The organism is Chroococcidiopsis sp. TS-821 (assembly GCF_002939305.1).
GTDB lineage: Bacteria > Cyanobacteriota > Cyanobacteriia > Cyanobacteriales > Chroococcidiopsidaceae > Chroogloeocystis.
On record NZ_MVDI01000015.1, the window covers coordinates 19,775 to 37,362 of the forward strand.

Here is a 17,588-nt window from a genome sequence, read left to right on the forward strand (position 1 = left end):
TTTTTTTAATTTACTGCTGTTGCAAATAATTGTCCTGCAGGAATGCTATTAACAACTTCATTTTGAGTTTCTAATTGATGAAGCTTCTGGCTAAGCGATTTTGCTTTTGTGTAGTTTTCAATATCACCCTTTGCAAAAAATAATTTAGCAGCTGTGCGGAAATCTTTAATCGCTTGCTTTTTATTTGCTAAGCTAGAATAGTTGAGCCCTCGCTTGTAGTAAGCTTCAGTATAATTAGCATCCAGGCGGATTGCTTGAGTATAATCTGCGATCGCAGCTCTTTTTTCTCCTAGCTGTTCGTAGGTTTGTGCGCGCTCGTAGTAAGCTGTAGCAGAATTAGGATTTAGTTGAATATTCTGGTGACAACGCTCAATTTCTCGCAAATAATTGATTGTTTCGGCGAGTTTTATATACTCTTTTGAGAAGTTTTGAATTTCTTCAGGCGTTGCTTTTTGTTGTGGTTCTAAATGGCTCGAAAAACTAATTTCGTTTTTTAATTCTGCGATCTGCTGAGCTAGTTGTTCAACCTTATTTTCAAGATTGCTGCTTTCTTGTCGGAGTTGGTTAAACGTTGTATTATTCTCATTCAAATTGCGACTAAAGCTAACATTTGCTTGCTGCAGTTGTGCGACTTGGCTAGAAATAGAAGCAAACCTTTCCTGGGGAATGGCATTTTGTTCTAATACATGCGTTATGGCTTGTTGGTTCTGCTCGATTGACGCGATTAAAAATTTGCGGTTTGCCCAATTGAGTACAAGAGCCGCTGATAAGGGAAGCGAAGCCAAGATCGCCTGTTGCGAAATAACAGAGGCGATCGCGCCGCCAACCGAACCAATAATCGCAAAGCCTTCAATAGTTTCTAACCAATGATATTTTTTATTCAATGATTTCATTTGTTGCATAATACCTGTTAGAGTAATTATCAAAAATGTTTTATTGCAAAGAATAAGTTGCTTATCCCAAGACAATTTGATTGAGTTTCAAAATTGGATTAAATAATGCAGCTTCTTCAGGAGTCAAGAATTCCTTAACAACTTCAGGCATTACTTCAAATGTTGTTTTACAAGTGCGTTCAAACTTGTAAGATTTTGCAATTGTAGCGTGCCAAAGTAACATACCTTCTCGCAAGCGTTCTCGATCGTCAACTAATAAAGTAGCCGTAGCATACGTGAGTAGTTGAATAATATCTTTTCTCCAAGTAGGTGTAAAATCTCCAGAAGCATTTTGAAACAAAGTAGGATCGATATCGCGCATTTTTGCCTCGACACGATCGAGAATTTCTGTTTCTGCTTTAGTAATTTTTTCGTAGGCACTCAGCCGTAAATTAAAAGACTGAAGATAGTTTTTAATAAATTGTAATTCTTCACTAGTAGCATATCGACCGTCCGTCTCTACACTCAGGCGAGATAATTGTGTCAACATTGATTTTATTTCCTTAGTAATTTTTTGTATTTTATGGTTCGCGAGTTTGTGCTAAGTATTTTTCTGTCGCTGTGCAAGTATCTTGCAACTGAGTAATCATTGAACGGGTAATTAACTTACCAGCTTCAACCAAAACCTTGCCATTGAGAGGATGTAAAATATCTTTCTCGGCACGACGACCGATCAAGGCTTCGATATCATCAATCGCATTAACATAGGTTCCAGAAGGCATTTCGACAACAACACCCTCACCTACCACTAAAGCTTGGCAAGCAAGGCGAGAATTTGGTTGTGCTTGGGTAATGACTTCTAACGTCCGCTTCTCGCGGCGGCTAAGTGGTGACAAGCTTTCCATGCCATTTTTAACGTAGATGTGGCAAGTCGCACACATTCCCCGTCCGCCGCATTCGGGTAATATATCAAGTTCATTCGCCAATAACGCAGACAAAATATTGGCATTGGTTTGCACTGATGTTTCTTGATTGATAGGTTCTAGCTTAATCGTTTTTGCCATGTCTGATTACTCTTTTGGGATGAACTCTAACGCGATATTGTTAGCTATGACATAGCTGCTGCATAATCGTTGCATGGTCTTGTCCTAACCAAGCGGTTACAGGTTTGAGGCGATGCGCTAAGCCTAAGACAAAATAGTTGCAATCAGAGCCTAAAGATTCACAAGCCGTTTGTACGCAGTCAAGTTCGCGCCCTGTTAGTTGACTGAAAAACGCGCTCAGGATACCCGCTTCTACATAACAGATGGGTTGATCGCTTTGCGGTGCTACCGCAGCGAAAGGAGAATTGGTAGTCTTGACAACTAGAAATCCGTACTGATAATAACTTACATCTAAGTCAAATGTTCCCCAGCCGTGAGTTTTCCAGCATTGTTTCAAGCACTGAAGAAACTCTACCATCTCCATTTCCGCTAAAGTTTTGCCGTAATATTCGCTGATTTCTTGAACGAATCGGACGTAAAAATTCTTACCCCACCACCGACCGCAGTTAGCAAGTACAATACCGCTAGCTTGACCAATTTCTTTTTCTAAGCCTAGGTAAATCGCTTTTAGGAAAGTTTCTGGCAAAGCAAGTAGGCGATCGCCTCGACGATTTTCAATTAAACCTGACTCGAAATCACCCTTTATGTATGCGTTTGCAGCAAAATAGTTACTAGGTAGATATTTATCTTTAACTAAATCAGCAACACTAATCATCATTAATTTTGTTGTTGTAAGTTTATCCTGGTAAGTGAGCCAACTTCTCTTGCAAAAGTGTCTTTTTAGCTTGCTCTAAAAAAGGTTTCAGTAAGGCGATTTGCTCGCTAGTGAATAGTTGTTGCAGTTGGCTTTGCAATAGTTCGTAGATTTTATTTTCAATAGGTTGTAATTGGTGGGCTTGGATTAAATTTGTCAGCCATTCTAAAAGTCTATGCTGTAAAAAACTTGGATCGTTTAACAACATTGCAATAGCACAGGAGCGAACAATTAGCAACCAATTTTTCAGTCCGCGTTCTAAACGTTCTTGTTTCTCTTGAGATAGCTCGCTTGATAGTCGATCGGCAATTGCTTGAAAAATATCTACTTCGCGATCGCGCAATATTTCGTAAACTTCTAATCGCGACTCTAGCGACGATACATGCTTTTTAAAATCGGTAATTTCTGCCAAACTTAGATATTTTGCTTCAGCTTGATAAAGCAAGTTTTGGAGTTCTAAAGTCATAGATACTATGTTTTTCTAAAATAATTCAGTTAAAGATAATGTCGGTGCTACCTCAAATACAGTCATCGATTTTGGCGCTAACCATTGTGGTAATGCACCAATTTCTGTTTTGCCTTCCCAGGAGATAAATTGCATAAAGTCACCAACTTTTTGCGTAAACCACAAATTTGGTTGGTCTAACACGTTTTGGCGTACGGATTGACCTTCCCAATTGCACGTGCTAAAGAAACTATTTACTGATAAGCATTGCCAATGCTGTTGAGATTGCGTGCTTTGCGATCGCGCAATGATTTGACCTTCCCAATTACTTGCAACAAAAAAATTCTCTACAGATAAGCACTGCCAAGCAGATAGCAAACAGTAGCGATCGTCTTGCTTGACATCTTCTAACAATTCACCTTCCCAGTTGTGCGAGCGAAAAAAATCTTCAACTGAGAAACATAGTCGGAAACTCTGATTTCTCATCCTAAAAGCTCCCCATGACGCAATCGCTTCTCAATATCTCTTGCTGTTGCACCTTCGTTTTGCCAAAAAGTTGCAGCATCAATTCGATCTCGTGTCCCTAAAAGAAATTTGCAATAAGTTTCTCCCATCGAGTAACACTGAATTTCAATGCAATTGAGAGGTTTTTTGACAACATGGCCAAAGAATCCAGCGAATAAACCAGCATAAACGTGACATACTGGTTTTCCAACATCACCTAATGTTCTAGCCACTGCAGAATCAAAAATATTCACAAACATAAATCCATTTTTATGCTCGCTCATATCTACTTCCCAGTTCCCCCATCCCTGAGCAGTAAAGGGCCACCACCAAGCCTCTAACATGAACATCGAATTAGCTTCGAGGATATTTTTTTGGTACTCTTTTTCAAACCACTTCTGGAAAAACTGAGCATCTTGATTACCCCATTCGTAACCAATGTTGTACATGACAACAGTAGACGCATTGCCAACTTCTTCTTCTAAGCCTTCAATTAGACCAATGATAAAATCTTCACTCGCAAAAAGATTTCGTCCCTCATTCCAATCTGTCACAACACCCGCGTCAGTTTGAAAATAGAAAAAATCTTCAAATTTAAAGTGAGCGTGTTTTTCAACATATTTCTGCTTGAGGGGATGTTGAACTAACTTCTCAAGCTGGCTGCTGTTAGTCATTAGCACTTGATCTGCTGTGACAATCATTTATATAGATACTCCATTCCCAATGTTAGATAATCTGCTGCTTTTTTATCTGAAAACAATAAAGTTATTCTTCAAAAACACAACTTAGCGTGCAATAACTTACCTAATTTTTAGATATGTTTCAGCATTCAGACATCGATATTCCTACTAAGTTTTATTTGAATATTTACTCAATTTATGAATCTTTAAGTGTTTTTACGTAGACAATTAATTGGTAAAAAATAGAGACTAAAATAATAAATATAGATTTATTTTTTTGTATAAAAATGATGGTATAATTTTTATACAATTAAGTTAATTACTTTCGATTTGTACTATTTTTTTTGACGAGATGTGAAATCAGACTATTTTCTTCTTTAATGAATAAATGCTTTGGCGGTTGGGATTTAATTGCTCGCGGATATTTTGTTTGCATAGCTGTTGATGACAACCCATAAAAATAGGGTAAGTTATGACTTACCCTAAAAGCAGCATTATTGCCTTGTATTTAAGGTTGTATTCGGCTTCCTGGACCTACTACACCAATTTTGTGTCGGTAGGATAACTCAGCACCGAACCATCCAGAAACACTTGTGAGCGTACCGACAATCAGCGATAGAACCAATCCCCAAGGGAGGATAGCCGTTTCGTAGTTATCCCAACGTAAATACAAGTTAATAGCCGTCAATATGAGTAGGGAGACATTAATAATCATATGTGCCCAACCAGCGCTACGTTTGCGGACGCGCTCAATCTGCAGAAAGTCACTCATACCGATAACTGCAGCAATTAGTCCAGTAGCCAACCCTACAACAATTAACCAAAATGAAGCCCTTGCCCAAAAAGGATCGTTAGTGAGCCAGTAAACTGCGTCAGTCACCAAAGCTCCTGCTAAAGATCCTATGGGAAAAATGACGCTGAGCGGATGTAATGGGTGTCCGGCGATCGCAACGGTACTTGGTACACCAGGGTCGCGATATTCGCGCTCGTCGCTTTCTATAACTGGTGGAATATTGGGATACGGTGTTCCCCGTGTTTGCTGTGTATCCATATGTTCTCCTGCTCAAGATAGTAGAGATCCAGGGTCAGATGACAGAGATAACTCTGAGGCTCTACGATGTCCTAATTATATTGACTCTTGCTATAAGTGTTGTTTATTCTCATCGACAATTTCAACCCGAAGGAATTTGCTCAACATAGGCTTCTGCCTGGAAAATTATCTTGCCTGCTTCAATTTGTAAATTGTTAATTTTTAACGTCATTCCTTGCAAATCAAAGTTACTTAAATTTAAGATTTCGCTTGTTTCTGCGATTAATGCTTGCGTGAGTTCGGGTGAAAGTTCCTCGTTGTCGCCATATTCGACGTTTTCCAATGTCACTGTTTGTCCGCTAGCACTGACATGCGGTACAGCCGAGAATGCAACTTGATGTGTTTCGCCTGTTTCTCGCAATAGCACGCTAGCGTTGAGCGCTACTTTGCCTTCTCCTGGTAGACGGAAATCGACTTGTTGAGCATCAATAGTGACAGGTTGACCATTTACGCGGATCTGCTGCTGTTGCAATTGCTGACGTACGTAATCTGAGTTAAATGCGCGGTTGATATCTGCTTCGGTTAAAACAGCGCGAACACTTGCTTCAGTTGGTTTTGTGAGTTCAATTTTACCTAACGCCACACTCAGCGGATTGATCGCAACAGTATTCATGTGCATGTCAAGTTCTTCTACACGCAAATCACCTTGCATGACCAAGCCATCGCCATCAATCGTTACAGAATCAACTTCTCCTTGAATTAGCTTTAGTGGGTCAGTTTTGATATCTACATCTAAGTTTTCCACTTCATCAAGCTGGCTAGCTAGTCCAATTTCTGCTACTTTGTTGAGTGCTTCCTCACCTAATCCCGGCTGCTGGTCGAACATTACTAATATTTTCCTTGGTTAAGAGCTTTTTTCTTTCGTAAATCTAACGATTTGCTCTTCGGCTTGTATCTGTCAACTGGTGGAGGAAACGTTCTAATACTTTGTATTCGCTGATGCAGCGGTGGTTATTCAGTTAATTTTTATTTTAAAGTTCTGCTTGCGCTCAATCAGTCATAAGGAGGATGAATCGCTAATTTGGGTTATGCGAAGCTCTAGTTTGTTGCAACTAATTCTCGTTTAAATTAGAGTAGTCGGAGAAATATATAGTATGGCAACTACACTTAATGAAACACAACTTCAGGCGATCGCAAGCAGACTAGCTACTTTAAAAGCAATTCAAAATTTAATCATTAGCAACGAGCAAACCTTAAGCTCTGCCATTAGCGATACAGATATTCGCGATCGCCTACAAGACATGCTCAAAGACGATCAAAAAAATCTTCAAGTTATCGAAAATAGTATTGCCAAACTTGGTATTTCGGCGGACGCTCCCGAAAAAGTTCACAAGCTCGTTGAGACTGTGCAAAACCTGATGGCGGGTAATGAACTATCGCTCTACGAAAAAGTGTTTGAACACGAAAAATTAAAACACCAGCAAGCGATGACAGGTCTTTTGATTCACAAAGCCGCGCAAGTCGTTGGCGAAGACCTCGAAGAAGCGATCGGGCCGCTAAATCAAGTCAATTTTGAGAATAGAGCGCATCAAGAGCAACTCAAAGGGGTTTTAGAAATATTAAGTACTCGCGAACTCGTAGGACGCGATCCCGATCAAGGTGTTTGGGGAAGGGTTCAAGATGCAGTATCTGCGTTGAGAGGCGTCTTTGGTAGTGCAGTCAGCTAAAATAACAGAGCATTTACAACGCTGTTGGTAGAGAAAAGTTACAACTGCTCAAATATTCGTTTTCAGCATGAACCGCAAGATAGGTTTTAAGTCTTGCTCAATCTAGCTTAATAACTCTTAACTTTAGCCTTTATCATTGATAAACGCGTGTTTTTCAAACATGAAAGTCAACGATAAAGGCTTGCTTCTTTTGGATTATTCTTAACAAATATTGTTGTTATAAGACAGAGCAGTTAATCAGTCATAAGAAAGAGGAACTAGCTAAAGAAGCATAGATATATTCAAAGTTAAGAACACTGGTTATGCATAAAAGAGAGGAAACTTAATAATGCCGGTAACGCTAGATGATACAAAGCGCGCTGCGCTTGGTAGCAAAATGGCAGATTTTAAAGCCGTTCAAGAGTTATTAATTTTTAGCGAACAACAACTATTATCAGAAGTAGACGATGCTGAGGGTAAAAAAGACCTGCAAAGCATGCTAGAGTCTGACCAAAAAAATCTCGGTATCATCGAAACTGCATATGTTCAATATGGAGTAAAGGGAGAACCAAAGCAAACAGCACAGCAGTTTGTCGAAACTGTTAAGGAATTGATGCAAGGTTCTGAACTGAGCACGTACGAGAAGGTTGCGCAGCTCGAACTTCTCAAGCATAAGCAGTTCATGACAGGAGATATTATTCACAAAGCAGCACAAGTTATTGGTGCGGATGTGCAAGCTGCGATCGCACCCATCAACACCGTCAACTTTGAAAATCGCGGTCATCAAGAGCAATTAAAGCCACTGCTTGAACGACTCGGTGTTCGTGAAATCACTGGACAAACCCCAGATCAGGGTTTCTTCGCACGTATCCAAGACGCAGCAGCAGCAGCTACAGGAGTTATTGGTAGCGTGCTTACCCAAGGTTCTGACAAAAAAGACATGAACATTCAGGATATTATCAGAATGGATCATGCTAAAGTCAATACCTTGTATACAGAAATGGGTGCAACTGACGATCCGCAAAAGATTCAAGAATACTTCGGTCAAATGTATAAGGATCTATTAGTTCACGCCCAAGCCGAAGAAGAAGTTGTTTACCCAGCAGTTCGTCCTTACTATGGTGAAAATGACACTCAAGAATTGTATGACGAACAAGCCGAAATGAAGCGAATGTTGGATCAAATCAAGGCGCTAGATCCTTCATCTTCCGAATTCAAAGACAAAGTTAAGCAATTGATGGATATTGTAGGCGATCACATTCGTCAAGAAGAAAGCACAATGTTTGCTGCGATTCGCAATAACTTTAGCGACGAACAAAGCGAACAGCTCGCTACAAAATTTAAAGAAGCTAAGAGCAAGTTGCAAGACCAAATGGCAGCTAGTTAATGAAGTAATTAGTTTGCAATTTAGTTAGGGTAAACCCCCACCACTATTTGTGGTGGGTTTCTTTATTAAGGTCTCAATTGTTATGGATATTATTGATTTAATTAAACAAGAACAGCAAAAAATAATGAATTTATTAGTAGAAATTTGTCAAGCAGATATTCAAAGAAGATATACTCTTTTCAATGAAATTAGCCAAGCAGTCGATCTCCTTGCAGAAGTGAAGCAACGCTTCTATTCTTTAGTGCAGCAACAATGCCCAGATATTATTGAACAAATTACAATAACTGAAGATGAATATGAGCGCCTGAAGTCACTGATTACAGAACTAGAGTTGCTGAGTCCTGCAACAAAAGAATTTGAGCAAAAAGTTTATGAAGTACAAAAATTAGCAAGCCTTTACATTCACGAAGAAGAGAAAGTGATAGAAAAGTCTAGCAAGCACTTAACAAACACGCAACGGCAACAGTTAGCACAGGATACTCAAAAATAAAAAAATAAATAAAATAAAAAAAGCCCGCTTTTGCGGACTCATATTAGATAGCGCTTACTGCCTGACTAACCATTAACAATGGTGCCACCGTTGGGATGCAAAACTTGTCCTGAAATATAAGATGAGTCATTAGCCGCAAGAAATACATAACACGAGGCGACTTCTTCCGGTTGACCTGCACGCCCCATCGGAACTTGTTTTCCAAATTCTGCTACTTTGTCTTCTGGGAACGTTGCTGGAATTAGCGGCGTCCAAATCGGACCTGGTGCGACAGCATTAACGCGAATTCCTTTTTTCACCAAGCTTTGAGACAGCGATCGCGTAAACGCAACAATCGCGCCTTTAGTTGAAGAGTAATCAATTAACTGCTGATTACCTTGATATGCAGTCACAGAAGTTGTGTTAATGATTGTGCTACCTTCTTTGAGATACTTCAACGCTGCTTTGGTGAGGTAGAACATCGAAAAAATATTTGTGCGAAATGTCCGTTCTAACTGTTCTGCACTAATGTCCTCAATACTTTCTTGGGGATGCTGTTCCGCTGCATTGTTCACCAAAATATCCAGCTTACCGAACTCTTGTACAACTTGTTCGACCGCCTGCTTGCAAAAACTTTCGTCGCCAATATCGCCAGCGATCGTTGTCGCTTTACGTCCTTTTTCTTCTACTAAACGCTTTGTTTCCTTTGCATCGTCATGTTCGTTGAGGTACATAATCGCGACATCAGCACCTTCTTTGGCAAAGGCGATCGCCACCGCACGCCCAATTCCACTATCACCACCAGTGATAACGGCGACTTTACCTAATAATTTACCGCTACCTTGATGCTGGGGATCGTCCGCCTTTGGCTTCGGCGTCATTTCCGATTCAAGCCCAGGCTGTTGGTCTTGCTCTTGTGGCGGTTGCAACGATTGTTCTTCTGGCATGATAACTATTCTCCTGTAATGAATTGCATAAAACAGGCTTGGTTTTGTTTTACTGAGTAATACTCTTAGATGACGTTGCGTTGGTACCTGTTATATGAATTCCTCAACAATTTTTTGAGCAACGCGACGATCACCTCTAGCACTAAGTTATCTATCACTTTCTTTGACTTTATCGATCTAGAGATGGAAAGCAGAATTGATAAGTGTCAGCCTTAAGAGGTAGAGAAGACTAACTTTTACTTCGATTTCGGGACGCTGACATCATATACCAATAGCAGTTAGCTTTTTCTGTTACAAAGCAATCAGCACCAGCAACTTTCTTGCAGCACTAAACCTTGCGTATTTATACTCGTGAAATTTGAGTAAATTACCAATAAATTGGCTTTATCAGTAAATACAATCATTTTGATAATAGTGTGACTAATCTTACTGTTTCTTAAGAAGTATTTCGTACACAATACAAACCAGAGTAAGATCGCTGTAGTTAAGATCTGTAGGCTGGGGCGATGCAAACGTTAGATCATTCATTAATAGAAACGCAACATATTGAAGTATTCAAACAGCTACAATCTCAGTTACGCGATCGCTGGGCAACTATCGAATTATTTGACCAAAGTGATGCCGATATTTTGGTTATTCCTTCGCTGAGTGTAGACCAACGCGAACTCCTCAAAATACCAGGTTGTCATCACTACGAAGAGCGTTTGCTGTTTTCTTTAATTCGCCTCCAAAACCCTCGTACCCGCCTCATTTACGTCACTTCGCAGCCGATACACCCAAGCGTGATTGACTACTACTTGCAGCTTTTACCAGGAATTCCTTTTTCCCACGCCCGCGATCGCCTGTTGCTCCTTTCCACTTACGATTCCTCACTCAAACCCCTCACGCAAAAAATTCTCGAACGCCCGCGTCTCATTCAACGAATACGTCAAGCGATCGACCTCAAAAACGCATACATGATCTGCTACAACTCCTCTTTTCTAGAAAGCGAGTTATCCGTACGCATTGGAGTTCCTTTGTACGCGTGCGATCCCCAGCTATCGATTTGGGGAACAAAAAGTGGTAGTCGGCAAATCTTTGCCGAGAGTGGCGTACCGCATCCTGATGGAAGTGGTAGCGTATGGAATGCTCAAGACTTAGCCGTTGAAGCCGTAAATTTGTGGGAACGCAAACCCGAAATCAAACGCCTCGTCGTCAAACTCAACGAAGGAATTTCAGGTGAAGCAAATGCTTTACTAGACTTAAGACCGATTCATCACTTAGCGCCTGGCAAAAGTGCAACCCGCGAACAACGCATCGAAGCAATTACGCAGCGCTTTGAAACAATGAGTTTTCAAGCCACGTCCGAAAATTGGGCAAATTTTTCGACGCGGATTCCCGAATTAGGTGCAATTGTCGAAGAATTTATTGAAGGAGACATCAAGCGATCGCCCAGTGTTCAAGGTCGAATTACTCCTAGTGGTGAAGTGGAAATTCTCTCAACACACGACCAAATCTTGGGCGGTCCTGACGGTCAAATTTATCTTGGTTGTCGCTTTCCTGCGGACGAAGCATATCGCATGCGTCTGCAAGAATTAGGAATAAAAGTTGGCAGAAAATTAGCTGAAAAAGGTGCTTTAGAACGTTTTGGCGTTGATTTTATCGCCGTACAACACCCCGACCGTAGTGGAGTACAACATTGGGATTTGCAAGCCATTGAAATTAATCTACGCAAGGGTGGAACGACGCATCCATTCATGACATTAAAACTACTAACCAATGGACGTTATCATCCAGCAACCGGAATGTTTTATAGCCCACATGGTCGTCCGAAATATTACATTGCTACCGATAATTTGCAAAAAGAGCGCTATCGCGGTTTACTTCCCAGCGATTTAATGGATATCATTGCTTATCATCGGCTACATTTTGATACTGGAACCGAAACAGGCACAGTTTTTCATCTTATGGGTTGCCTCTCAGAGTTCGGTAAACTTGGATTAACAAGTATCGGCGATTCGCCACAGCAAGCTGAAGAAATTTATAACAAAGTTGTGAAAATTCTCGATGAAGAAACACGCCATAATGCTCACAATCCTACTTGGGAGTTAGACGCTTGTGGACCGATTATTTGGAATGGTGCAACTTAAGTAGCAATAAATAGCGTTTTATATCTAAAGGAAGTACCTGCCTAAGAAACCTCTAAGCAATGATAATGATAGTGCCAAGGTCTAATCAAACCTGATCTTTTATCAGATATAAACCTGGCTAGACAAATATGATTCTACCAGGAGTTAGTAATGACAAATAATATCAAAGAACAAATTACAAACGACCTCAAACAAGCGAAAGAAGCAGGGCAGTTAAAAGCATCTCGAATTCGTGAAATTGTCCAAAATGCTGTATCGCAAGTTACCGACGAATTTAAATCAGGCTCGACTGAAATTCGTTCGCTTGTCAAAGATGCTGTCGCCGCCGTCGTCGAAAATGTTCAGCAACAAGGAGAAGAGCTTAAAGAAAATATTACAGCCTCTATCGAAGGCGCGATCGATGGCGTAACTAGCTTAAGACGCAAAGCAAACGCCAAAACTCATGCTGAAGTGCGAGAACTGCAAGCAAAGCTTGATTCGGAAGAAGAAGAATTGCAACAGGAAATCGAAAGACTTTTAGGAGATATTGAAGAAACTGGAAAAGATACTTCACCTAATATTAGAGCAGCGATCGAATCGGCAATTAGCACGCTAAAAAATAGCGAGGAAGCCGCACTTCTGCAAAAGCGTTACGCACAACTCCAAGCGCAACTAGCAATTTTGCGCGCTAATCTAGCGGCGCGTTACGGTGGAAGATACGAAGATGTGAAAGAGTATCTCGATGATGCAAAAAATTGGTACAATAAAACCCGCACTCAAGCAGAACCTATTGCTGAACAAGTAGAACAAAAGCGATCGCTCTTAGAGGAAAAAATGGGCGATGCAGGAGTTGCACTCGCTAAAAAAGAAAGACAAATCAAGCGAATTCTCAGCGAGTTATTGCAAACAGCAACTGATTATTTACGAGACAAAAAGCCACCCACAACGTAATGCAACGTAATTGATTCGTAAAGTGTCTGCGCTTCCTAAAACTCTTTAATAGAGGCGCAGTATTTTGTGTGTATAGGAGAATAAATAACCGTACTGCATACAGAGTACGGTTTTATTAATTTATGCACTTAGACGATTGTGGTAGCTGCATGCAGCTTCACCTTCACCTATCATTAATACACTTGCTTATTCACTCGTTCTTCATGCTTGACGATTATCCAAAGAGCGTGAATACTCCCTGGAAGCCAACCTAAGAGAGTTAGCACAATATTAATCAAAAAAGCTGTGCTAATTCCCTCTGTTAAAAAGACTCCTAAAGGAGGGAGAATAATAGCTGTAGCAATTCGTAGTAGTTTCATATCGTTACTCTTAAGTTTTCCTCGAACTACCTTTAATATCCTCTTGTATTTAGAAGTTTCTTACCTCCACCTAAGGAATTATTACATTTTAATTTTGAATTAATGTATCAAATTTCTTTTGTTGTTGAATTTTCAGTTACTTTATAGTAAACCTTTTCCACAAAAATCTGGCTCTGCTTCGCCGCTTGGTTTACTCAATCTTTATCGCTCCAAAAATATATCGAGCTGGATTTTCTCCTTGGCTTACAAGGATATATAAATTCCTGAAACGATGGGCTATGACTTAATTTCTGTGTTAGTTGTAGTTGTTGTAATCCCTAAATTTCTTTCAGCAAAATATTTACTCAAAAAGGTGTTAACAAACGATAGAATAACTGGACCTAGAAGCGCTCCTACAATGCTATGTACAGCAAAACCTGGAACGAACACTGCTGCCAACCAAAAGCACAAACCGTTAACGACTACTGAGGATAGCCCTAAAGTGAGGTAGTTGAGTGGTAGAGCCAGTTTGTTCAGTGCTGGTTTAACCGATGAATTCGTTATTCCAATTGCTAAAGCAGCTATTAAAGCGGCTGGGAAAGTTGCAATATCAACACCTGGAACAACAATATCAACAACGAGTAGGCTAAGAGCAGTTGCTAGTAGTGTAAAAAAAGCTGCGGTCATAGTACTGTATTCTCCTGAATTTGTTACTCTAAATTTCAGAGAGAGTGTAACATTTATAATTATCTTTGCTAGTGGGCGATCGCACCTCTCCAAGAAGATAGATCTATTGAAGGAAAAAGTTCGTTACTCAGTTTCAAGTTTTATATTACGCTTACGTATCTGCTCTTTAAAAATGCGATAGAAGAATAATGGATTTCCTATGATGTAGCGCTTCCACAAGCGATGTGGTTCAACGACTAAACGCATTAGCCATTCTAAGCCACAGTCAGTCATCCATTTTGGACCGCGATACACTGTACCAGTATAAAAATCAAGACAAGCCCCCAAGGGTAAAAAAACGCGGGCATTAATGCGTTCTAGATTATTCAATATCCATTGTTCCTGTAGTGGCATACCAAAGCCAACAAAAAGAACTCCTGGGTTAAATTTATTGATCAGTTGAATAACACGTTCGTTTTCAGCGCCAGTTTTTTCAAAATAACCATGATGTCCTTGTACTTGTAAATTAGGTGCAGCCGAGGTTAGCTGAGTCATCGCTTTTTCAACTACACCAGGTTTACCAGCAAGTAAAAATAAAGATACGTTATGTTGCTCGCACGCTAGCCCTAAATTTTCTATGTAGTCAGGACAGGTCATGCGATGCGTAGAGTTTACATCATAACCAAGCATTTTGGCTCCTAGTAAAACACCAAAGCCATCGCAAAATATTAAATCCGAATTATTAATAAAATTTCTATACCAATCAAGCTCATACGCCAGATTCATTGCTTTAATATTTACGTTGCTAATTATTGTTTTTCGATTGCTTTTTGCGGCTTCAATAACATAATTTATGAGTTGATAAACATTAATTTTATGAAATTTTATTCCAAGAATATTGACTTCATCAAACTTATTCATGTTCCACCTTCACATCTAGAATAAGAATTGGCAGTCATTTGAAGTTATAGATACAAATACTAAATAAATTTCTAGAACTTATTTTAGATATAAGAAATACAAAAGGCTTACTGGTAGCATTCCTCGTTGCTCTTACATACTAAATCTTTTTTTGAATTGAGAGATGTACAATACTGTAATTCATCATTGCGTTACAAGCTGCTCATTAATAATTGGCGAAATTCTTCAGCAAATAGTTGTTGCTACGTCAAATGTAGTGATTTTCGCGAATCCATATCTTGATTATGCGGTAGTGTGATGTAACAACAACTCATAGTTGTGTAGAATCGAGAAAGCCTGCATATTCTGGTCGTCGTGTCGCAGTTGGTTCAGCGTGCAATTTACTGCATTAACCCAAATTGCCCGCATCCTTATCCTAAGATTTGGGGAAGCAAGTTTTGCGATCGCTGTGGTGCACCGCTACAGTTAAGAGATCGCTATGTGCCTCTGCAGCAGTTAGGCGCAGGTGGATTTGCCACGATATACACGGTTTGGGACTTGCAGTTGCAGACGCAAAAAGTACTAAAGGTATTGGTAGACCCCTCTCCGAAAGCATTAGAACTATTCGAGCAAGAAGCCGCTGTTCTTCAGCACTTACACCACCCAGGTGTTCCTAAAGTAGAACCTGATGGCTATTTTCAAGTTACTGTCAAGGGGTCTCAATCGATTTCCTTACCATGTTTGGTAATGGAGAAAATTAATGGTCAGACTTTGCAAGAAGTTTTAGAGAAGTACCCGCAAGGCTGTCCAGAAGAATGGGTATTAGCTTGGCTCAAGCAAGCTACGGAGATTTTACACGAGTTGCACGCTCGCCAGATTATCCATCGCGACATCAAACCATCGAATCTCATGTTGCGAGAAGCAACAGGACAACTTGTTTTAATTGATTTTGGGGGAGCCAAGCAGATTGCCGCAACATCACGTTTAGCAGACCACTCAACGCGACTATTTACTTCGGGTTATAGCCCACCCGAACAAATAGCTGGCGGTGTTGTCGGACCAGCCGCCGATTTTTATGCGTTGGGGCGGACAATGATTGAAATGCTCACGGGTAAATACATCTCGGATTTACAAGATCCAATGACAGGACAATTGCAGTGGCGTCGCTTTGCGCAAGTTAGTCCTGCACTTGCTGATTTACTTGACGATATGGTGCAAGAGGATGTCCGCCGTAGACCAGCAAACGCTAAAAGCATTCAAGAACGGCTAGCAAAAGCGCAAAAACCCTTACGATGGCTATTTTTATTTAAACTCCTACTTAATAGCTGGAACAGTTCGCGAATTGTATTTCGTTCCTTAACGGTGGGGCTATCGAAAACAACGGTTGTTGTCCTCAAAGCGATCGCACACGCACTACGCGCTACTTGGGATACGATTTGGGAAATGCTATTAAGTGCCAGTGGAGCTTGTATCGCAACGCTCATCGGCTTTGTTTTAGCATACTGGTCGCCACTGGGAAATGCTTTTGCTCGTTTTTTGTCACAACAGCTTTTTTTAGCCGTAGAAGCAGATATTCTCTTATTTGCCATTGTTGGTATGGGAACAGCCTGGGGACTCACAGCGGCTGGCGGATATGGTCAGCGACGGCGATATTTGATCGCTGCACTTATGGGGTTATTTGGCTATAGCTTAAGTTGGTTAGTATGGCAGTTGATTCTTGGGAATACGGGAGATTCTGGAATTGCAGCGTCAATTGCGCTCGCTGTTGCTTTTCTCACCTTAGGTTTAGGTTTACCCAGCCATTATTTAGTTCACGCAGGAGTTGCGGCGGGAGGTTGTGCAGCGGTGTTTTTACTCCTCAATAGCTTGAATATTTATCCACCTGGATTTTGGCACTTCCCTATTATCACTTCACCGAGTTGGTTAGATTTAGCCACTGCGATCGCTTTCTTTGCTACTTTAGGTTTGCTTCTCGGTTTTTGGTTAGGTATCAGCTACTACATTATTGTTCCTATACTACGCTTTTTAGGTTGGCGCTAATAGTTATACTCTTCAATTTAAGGTTAATACAAAGTGCCTTTGGCTAAATAATTCAGAATATTCGTATTATTACGCTTTACTAGTCGCCCTTCACCTTTACTGACTATTTTTGCGATCGCTCAGCAACTGGATCTGCTATTGCTGACATCTATTGTAGTTGCGGTCTCCATTATCTTCTGCGTGTTTAGGCAAAAGTTTAAGGCGTATTAAAACTCCCATTAAATCATTTCCTGCACCACGGACAACTCTGCTGGATACTTGCACTTGAATTGCAATCGCGATAGTTTTTGTTGAAAATAAACAGTTCTAAACCTGGATATAGCTTGATGTAAAGATAGTTTTCAGGCGAGCGCAGCTACAAGTGGACAATGTTTCTAGCTATCGTTGATGAGTCAAGAATATTAAACTTTGCGCGCGAATACTGACAAAAGGCAATCGCCTTCATCGCTCGCTGGACTTCACCATATCGCCCTGGTGTAATTTTTATCCTACACAGCAAGTTATCGTAATTTTATCAACAAGTCCACGCAAGTAAACTTTGTTATTCTAGCCGCGAATCTCTTCCTCAGGTTATGCGTAACAAATAAAACATCGGTCAAGGAAACCTGAACTTTACCTTATTTTTCTTATGTGTAAGGTTAATTACCCTGTACTGGTAATCGCTAACGCTACAAAATCTTCACCTTATTTAAAGATTTGGTGTAGTGGAACCGATCGATTTAGTTTGCGTCAAACAGTTTGAGCTATA

19 protein-coding genes are annotated in these 17,588 nt (G+C 40.4%); 6 read left to right on the top strand and 13 right to left on the bottom strand.

The window, feature by feature from the left end; all coding sequences use genetic code 11:
• Window positions 1-5: 5 nt before the first annotated feature.
• The 9 genes from B1A85_RS22205 to B1A85_RS22245 form a co-directional block, all read right to left on the bottom strand.
• Window positions 6-893, bottom strand: coding sequence for a tetratricopeptide repeat protein (locus B1A85_RS22205; RefSeq protein ID WP_168192463.1), 888 nt, complete (start codon window positions 891-893; stop codon window positions 6-8).
• A 61-nt stretch (window positions 894-954) separates the two neighbouring features.
• Window positions 955-1,422 carry a phycobilisome protein gene (locus B1A85_RS22210; protein ID WP_104548904.1) on the bottom strand — a complete coding sequence of 156 codons (468 nt, stop codon included), beginning with the start codon at window positions 1,420-1,422 and terminating at the stop codon, window positions 955-957.
• Between the two features lie 31 nt (window positions 1,423-1,453).
• A complete protein-coding gene (locus B1A85_RS22215) occupies window positions 1,454-1,936 on the bottom strand; it encodes a 2Fe-2S iron-sulfur cluster-binding protein (protein ID WP_104548905.1) in 483 nt (160 codons plus the stop codon).
• A 40-nt stretch (window positions 1,937-1,976) separates the two neighbouring features.
• On the bottom strand, window positions 1,977-2,630 hold the full coding sequence (locus tag B1A85_RS22220; protein ID WP_104548963.1) for a V4R domain-containing protein: 654 nt from the start codon (window positions 2,628-2,630) through the stop codon (window positions 1,977-1,979).
• A gap of 22 nt (window positions 2,631-2,652) precedes the next feature.
• A complete protein-coding gene (locus B1A85_RS22225; protein WP_104548906.1) occupies window positions 2,653-3,135 on the bottom strand; it encodes a phycobilisome protein in 483 nt (160 codons plus the stop codon).
• A 15-nt stretch (window positions 3,136-3,150) separates the two neighbouring features.
• Window positions 3,151-3,600, bottom strand: a complete 450-nt coding sequence (locus B1A85_RS22230; RefSeq protein WP_104548907.1) for a hypothetical protein — start codon at window positions 3,598-3,600, stop codon at window positions 3,151-3,153.
• The gene (locus B1A85_RS22235; protein WP_104548908.1) at window positions 3,597-4,319 is read right to left on the bottom strand and encodes a V4R domain-containing protein; all 723 of its coding nucleotides are present in this window, start codon (window positions 4,317-4,319) and stop codon (window positions 3,597-3,599) included. Before B1A85_RS22235 ends, B1A85_RS22230 begins: the two co-directional genes overlap by 4 nt.
• 487 nt (window positions 4,320-4,806) lie before the next feature.
• A complete protein-coding gene (locus B1A85_RS22240) occupies window positions 4,807-5,349 on the bottom strand; it encodes a DUF2231 domain-containing protein (RefSeq protein ID WP_104548909.1) in 543 nt (180 codons plus the stop codon).
• A gap of 121 nt (window positions 5,350-5,470) precedes the next feature.
• Window positions 5,471-6,214 (bottom strand): DUF2993 domain-containing protein, encoded by a 744-nt coding sequence (locus tag B1A85_RS22245; protein ID WP_104548910.1) that lies wholly within the window; start codon window positions 6,212-6,214, stop codon window positions 5,471-5,473.
• Between the two features lie 268 nt (window positions 6,215-6,482).
• Here B1A85_RS22245 and B1A85_RS22250 point away from each other — a divergent pair, with 268 nt between their 5' ends.
• The 3 genes from B1A85_RS22250 to B1A85_RS22260 all read left to right on the top strand — a co-directional run bounded on the left by B1A85_RS22250 (window position 6,483) and on the right by B1A85_RS22260 (window position 8,911).
• Window positions 6,483-7,055: a hemerythrin HHE cation-binding protein gene (locus tag B1A85_RS22250; RefSeq protein ID WP_104548911.1), complete on the top strand. Its 573-nt coding sequence runs from the start codon at window positions 6,483-6,485 to the stop codon at window positions 7,053-7,055.
• A gap of 328 nt (window positions 7,056-7,383) precedes the next feature.
• On the top strand, window positions 7,384-8,421 hold the full coding sequence (locus tag B1A85_RS22255) for a hemerythrin domain-containing protein (RefSeq protein WP_104548912.1): 1,038 nt from the start codon (window positions 7,384-7,386) through the stop codon (window positions 8,419-8,421).
• An 82-nt stretch (window positions 8,422-8,503) separates the two neighbouring features.
• Window positions 8,504-8,911, top strand: coding sequence for a hypothetical protein (locus tag B1A85_RS22260; protein ID WP_104548913.1), 408 nt, complete (start codon window positions 8,504-8,506; stop codon window positions 8,909-8,911).
• A 65-nt stretch (window positions 8,912-8,976) separates the two neighbouring features.
• Here the strand turns inward: B1A85_RS22260 and B1A85_RS22265 are convergent, their stop codons facing one another.
• The gene (locus B1A85_RS22265; RefSeq protein WP_104548914.1) at window positions 8,977-9,837 is read right to left on the bottom strand and encodes an SDR family oxidoreductase; all 861 of its coding nucleotides are present in this window, start codon (window positions 9,835-9,837) and stop codon (window positions 8,977-8,979) included.
• Between the two features lie 506 nt (window positions 9,838-10,343).
• Between B1A85_RS22265 and B1A85_RS22270 the strand changes: the two genes are divergently transcribed.
• Window positions 10,344-11,966, top strand: coding sequence for a peptide ligase PGM1-related protein (locus tag B1A85_RS22270; RefSeq protein WP_104548915.1), 1,623 nt, complete (start codon window positions 10,344-10,346; stop codon window positions 11,964-11,966).
• Between the two features lie 150 nt (window positions 11,967-12,116).
• A complete protein-coding gene (locus B1A85_RS22275; RefSeq protein ID WP_104548916.1) occupies window positions 12,117-12,896 on the top strand; it encodes a histidine kinase in 780 nt (259 codons plus the stop codon).
• A 173-nt stretch (window positions 12,897-13,069) separates the two neighbouring features.
• Here B1A85_RS22275 and B1A85_RS22280 read toward each other — a convergent pair whose 3' ends face one another.
• From B1A85_RS22280 to B1A85_RS22290, 3 genes are all read right to left on the bottom strand, one after another.
• A complete protein-coding gene (locus tag B1A85_RS22280) occupies window positions 13,070-13,255 on the bottom strand; it encodes a YqaE/Pmp3 family membrane protein (protein WP_104548917.1) in 186 nt (61 codons plus the stop codon).
• A gap of 276 nt (window positions 13,256-13,531) precedes the next feature.
• Complete coding sequence (locus B1A85_RS22285) at window positions 13,532-13,921, bottom strand: phage holin family protein (protein ID WP_104548918.1); 390 nt, start codon at window positions 13,919-13,921, stop codon at window positions 13,532-13,534.
• A gap of 123 nt (window positions 13,922-14,044) precedes the next feature.
• Complete coding sequence (locus B1A85_RS22290; RefSeq protein WP_210404683.1) at window positions 14,045-14,821, bottom strand: WecB/TagA/CpsF family glycosyltransferase; 777 nt, start codon at window positions 14,819-14,821, stop codon at window positions 14,045-14,047.
• Between the two features lie 354 nt (window positions 14,822-15,175).
• On the opposite strand from B1A85_RS22290, the gene B1A85_RS22295 reads away from it, so the two are divergent.
• Window positions 15,176-16,840 carry a serine/threonine-protein kinase gene (locus tag B1A85_RS22295; RefSeq protein WP_104548919.1) on the top strand — a complete coding sequence of 555 codons (1,665 nt, stop codon included), beginning with the start codon at window positions 15,176-15,178 and terminating at the stop codon, window positions 16,838-16,840.
• Window positions 16,841-17,588: the final 748 nt, after the last annotated feature.

Coding starts and splice junctions, on each gene's coding strand:
- B1A85_RS22205 (WP_168192463.1), bottom strand. CDS start 893: ATGAAATCATTGAATAAAAAATATCATTGGTTAGAAACTATTGAAGGC.
- B1A85_RS22210 (WP_104548904.1), bottom strand. CDS start 1,422: ATGTTGACACAATTATCTCGCCTGAGTGTAGAGACGGACGGTCGATAT.
- B1A85_RS22215 (WP_104548905.1), bottom strand. CDS start 1,936: ATGGCAAAAACGATTAAGCTAGAACCTATCAATCAAGAAACATCAGTG.
- B1A85_RS22220 (WP_104548963.1), bottom strand. CDS start 2,630: ATGATTAGTGTTGCTGATTTAGTTAAAGATAAATATCTACCTAGTAAC.
- B1A85_RS22225 (WP_104548906.1), bottom strand. CDS start 3,135: ATGACTTTAGAACTCCAAAACTTGCTTTATCAAGCTGAAGCAAAATAT.
- B1A85_RS22230 (WP_104548907.1), bottom strand. CDS start 3,600: ATGAGAAATCAGAGTTTCCGACTATGTTTCTCAGTTGAAGATTTTTTT.
- B1A85_RS22235 (WP_104548908.1), bottom strand. CDS start 4,319: ATGATTGTCACAGCAGATCAAGTGCTAATGACTAACAGCAGCCAGCTT.
- B1A85_RS22240 (WP_104548909.1), bottom strand. CDS start 5,349: ATGGATACACAGCAAACACGGGGAACACCGTATCCCAATATTCCACCA.
- B1A85_RS22245 (WP_104548910.1), bottom strand. CDS start 6,214: ATGTTCGACCAGCAGCCGGGATTAGGTGAGGAAGCACTCAACAAAGTA.
- B1A85_RS22250 (WP_104548911.1), top strand. CDS start 6,483: ATGGCAACTACACTTAATGAAACACAACTTCAGGCGATCGCAAGCAGA.
- B1A85_RS22255 (WP_104548912.1), top strand. CDS start 7,384: ATGCCGGTAACGCTAGATGATACAAAGCGCGCTGCGCTTGGTAGCAAA.
- B1A85_RS22260 (WP_104548913.1), top strand. CDS start 8,504: ATGGATATTATTGATTTAATTAAACAAGAACAGCAAAAAATAATGAAT.
- B1A85_RS22265 (WP_104548914.1), bottom strand. CDS start 9,837: ATGCCAGAAGAACAATCGTTGCAACCGCCACAAGAGCAAGACCAACAG.
- B1A85_RS22270 (WP_104548915.1), top strand. CDS start 10,344: ATGCAAACGTTAGATCATTCATTAATAGAAACGCAACATATTGAAGTA.
- B1A85_RS22275 (WP_104548916.1), top strand. CDS start 12,117: ATGACAAATAATATCAAAGAACAAATTACAAACGACCTCAAACAAGCG.
- B1A85_RS22280 (WP_104548917.1), bottom strand. CDS start 13,255: ATGAAACTACTACGAATTGCTACAGCTATTATTCTCCCTCCTTTAGGA.
- B1A85_RS22285 (WP_104548918.1), bottom strand. CDS start 13,921: ATGACCGCAGCTTTTTTTACACTACTAGCAACTGCTCTTAGCCTACTC.
- B1A85_RS22290 (WP_210404683.1), bottom strand. CDS start 14,821: ATGAATAAGTTTGATGAAGTCAATATTCTTGGAATAAAATTTCATAAA.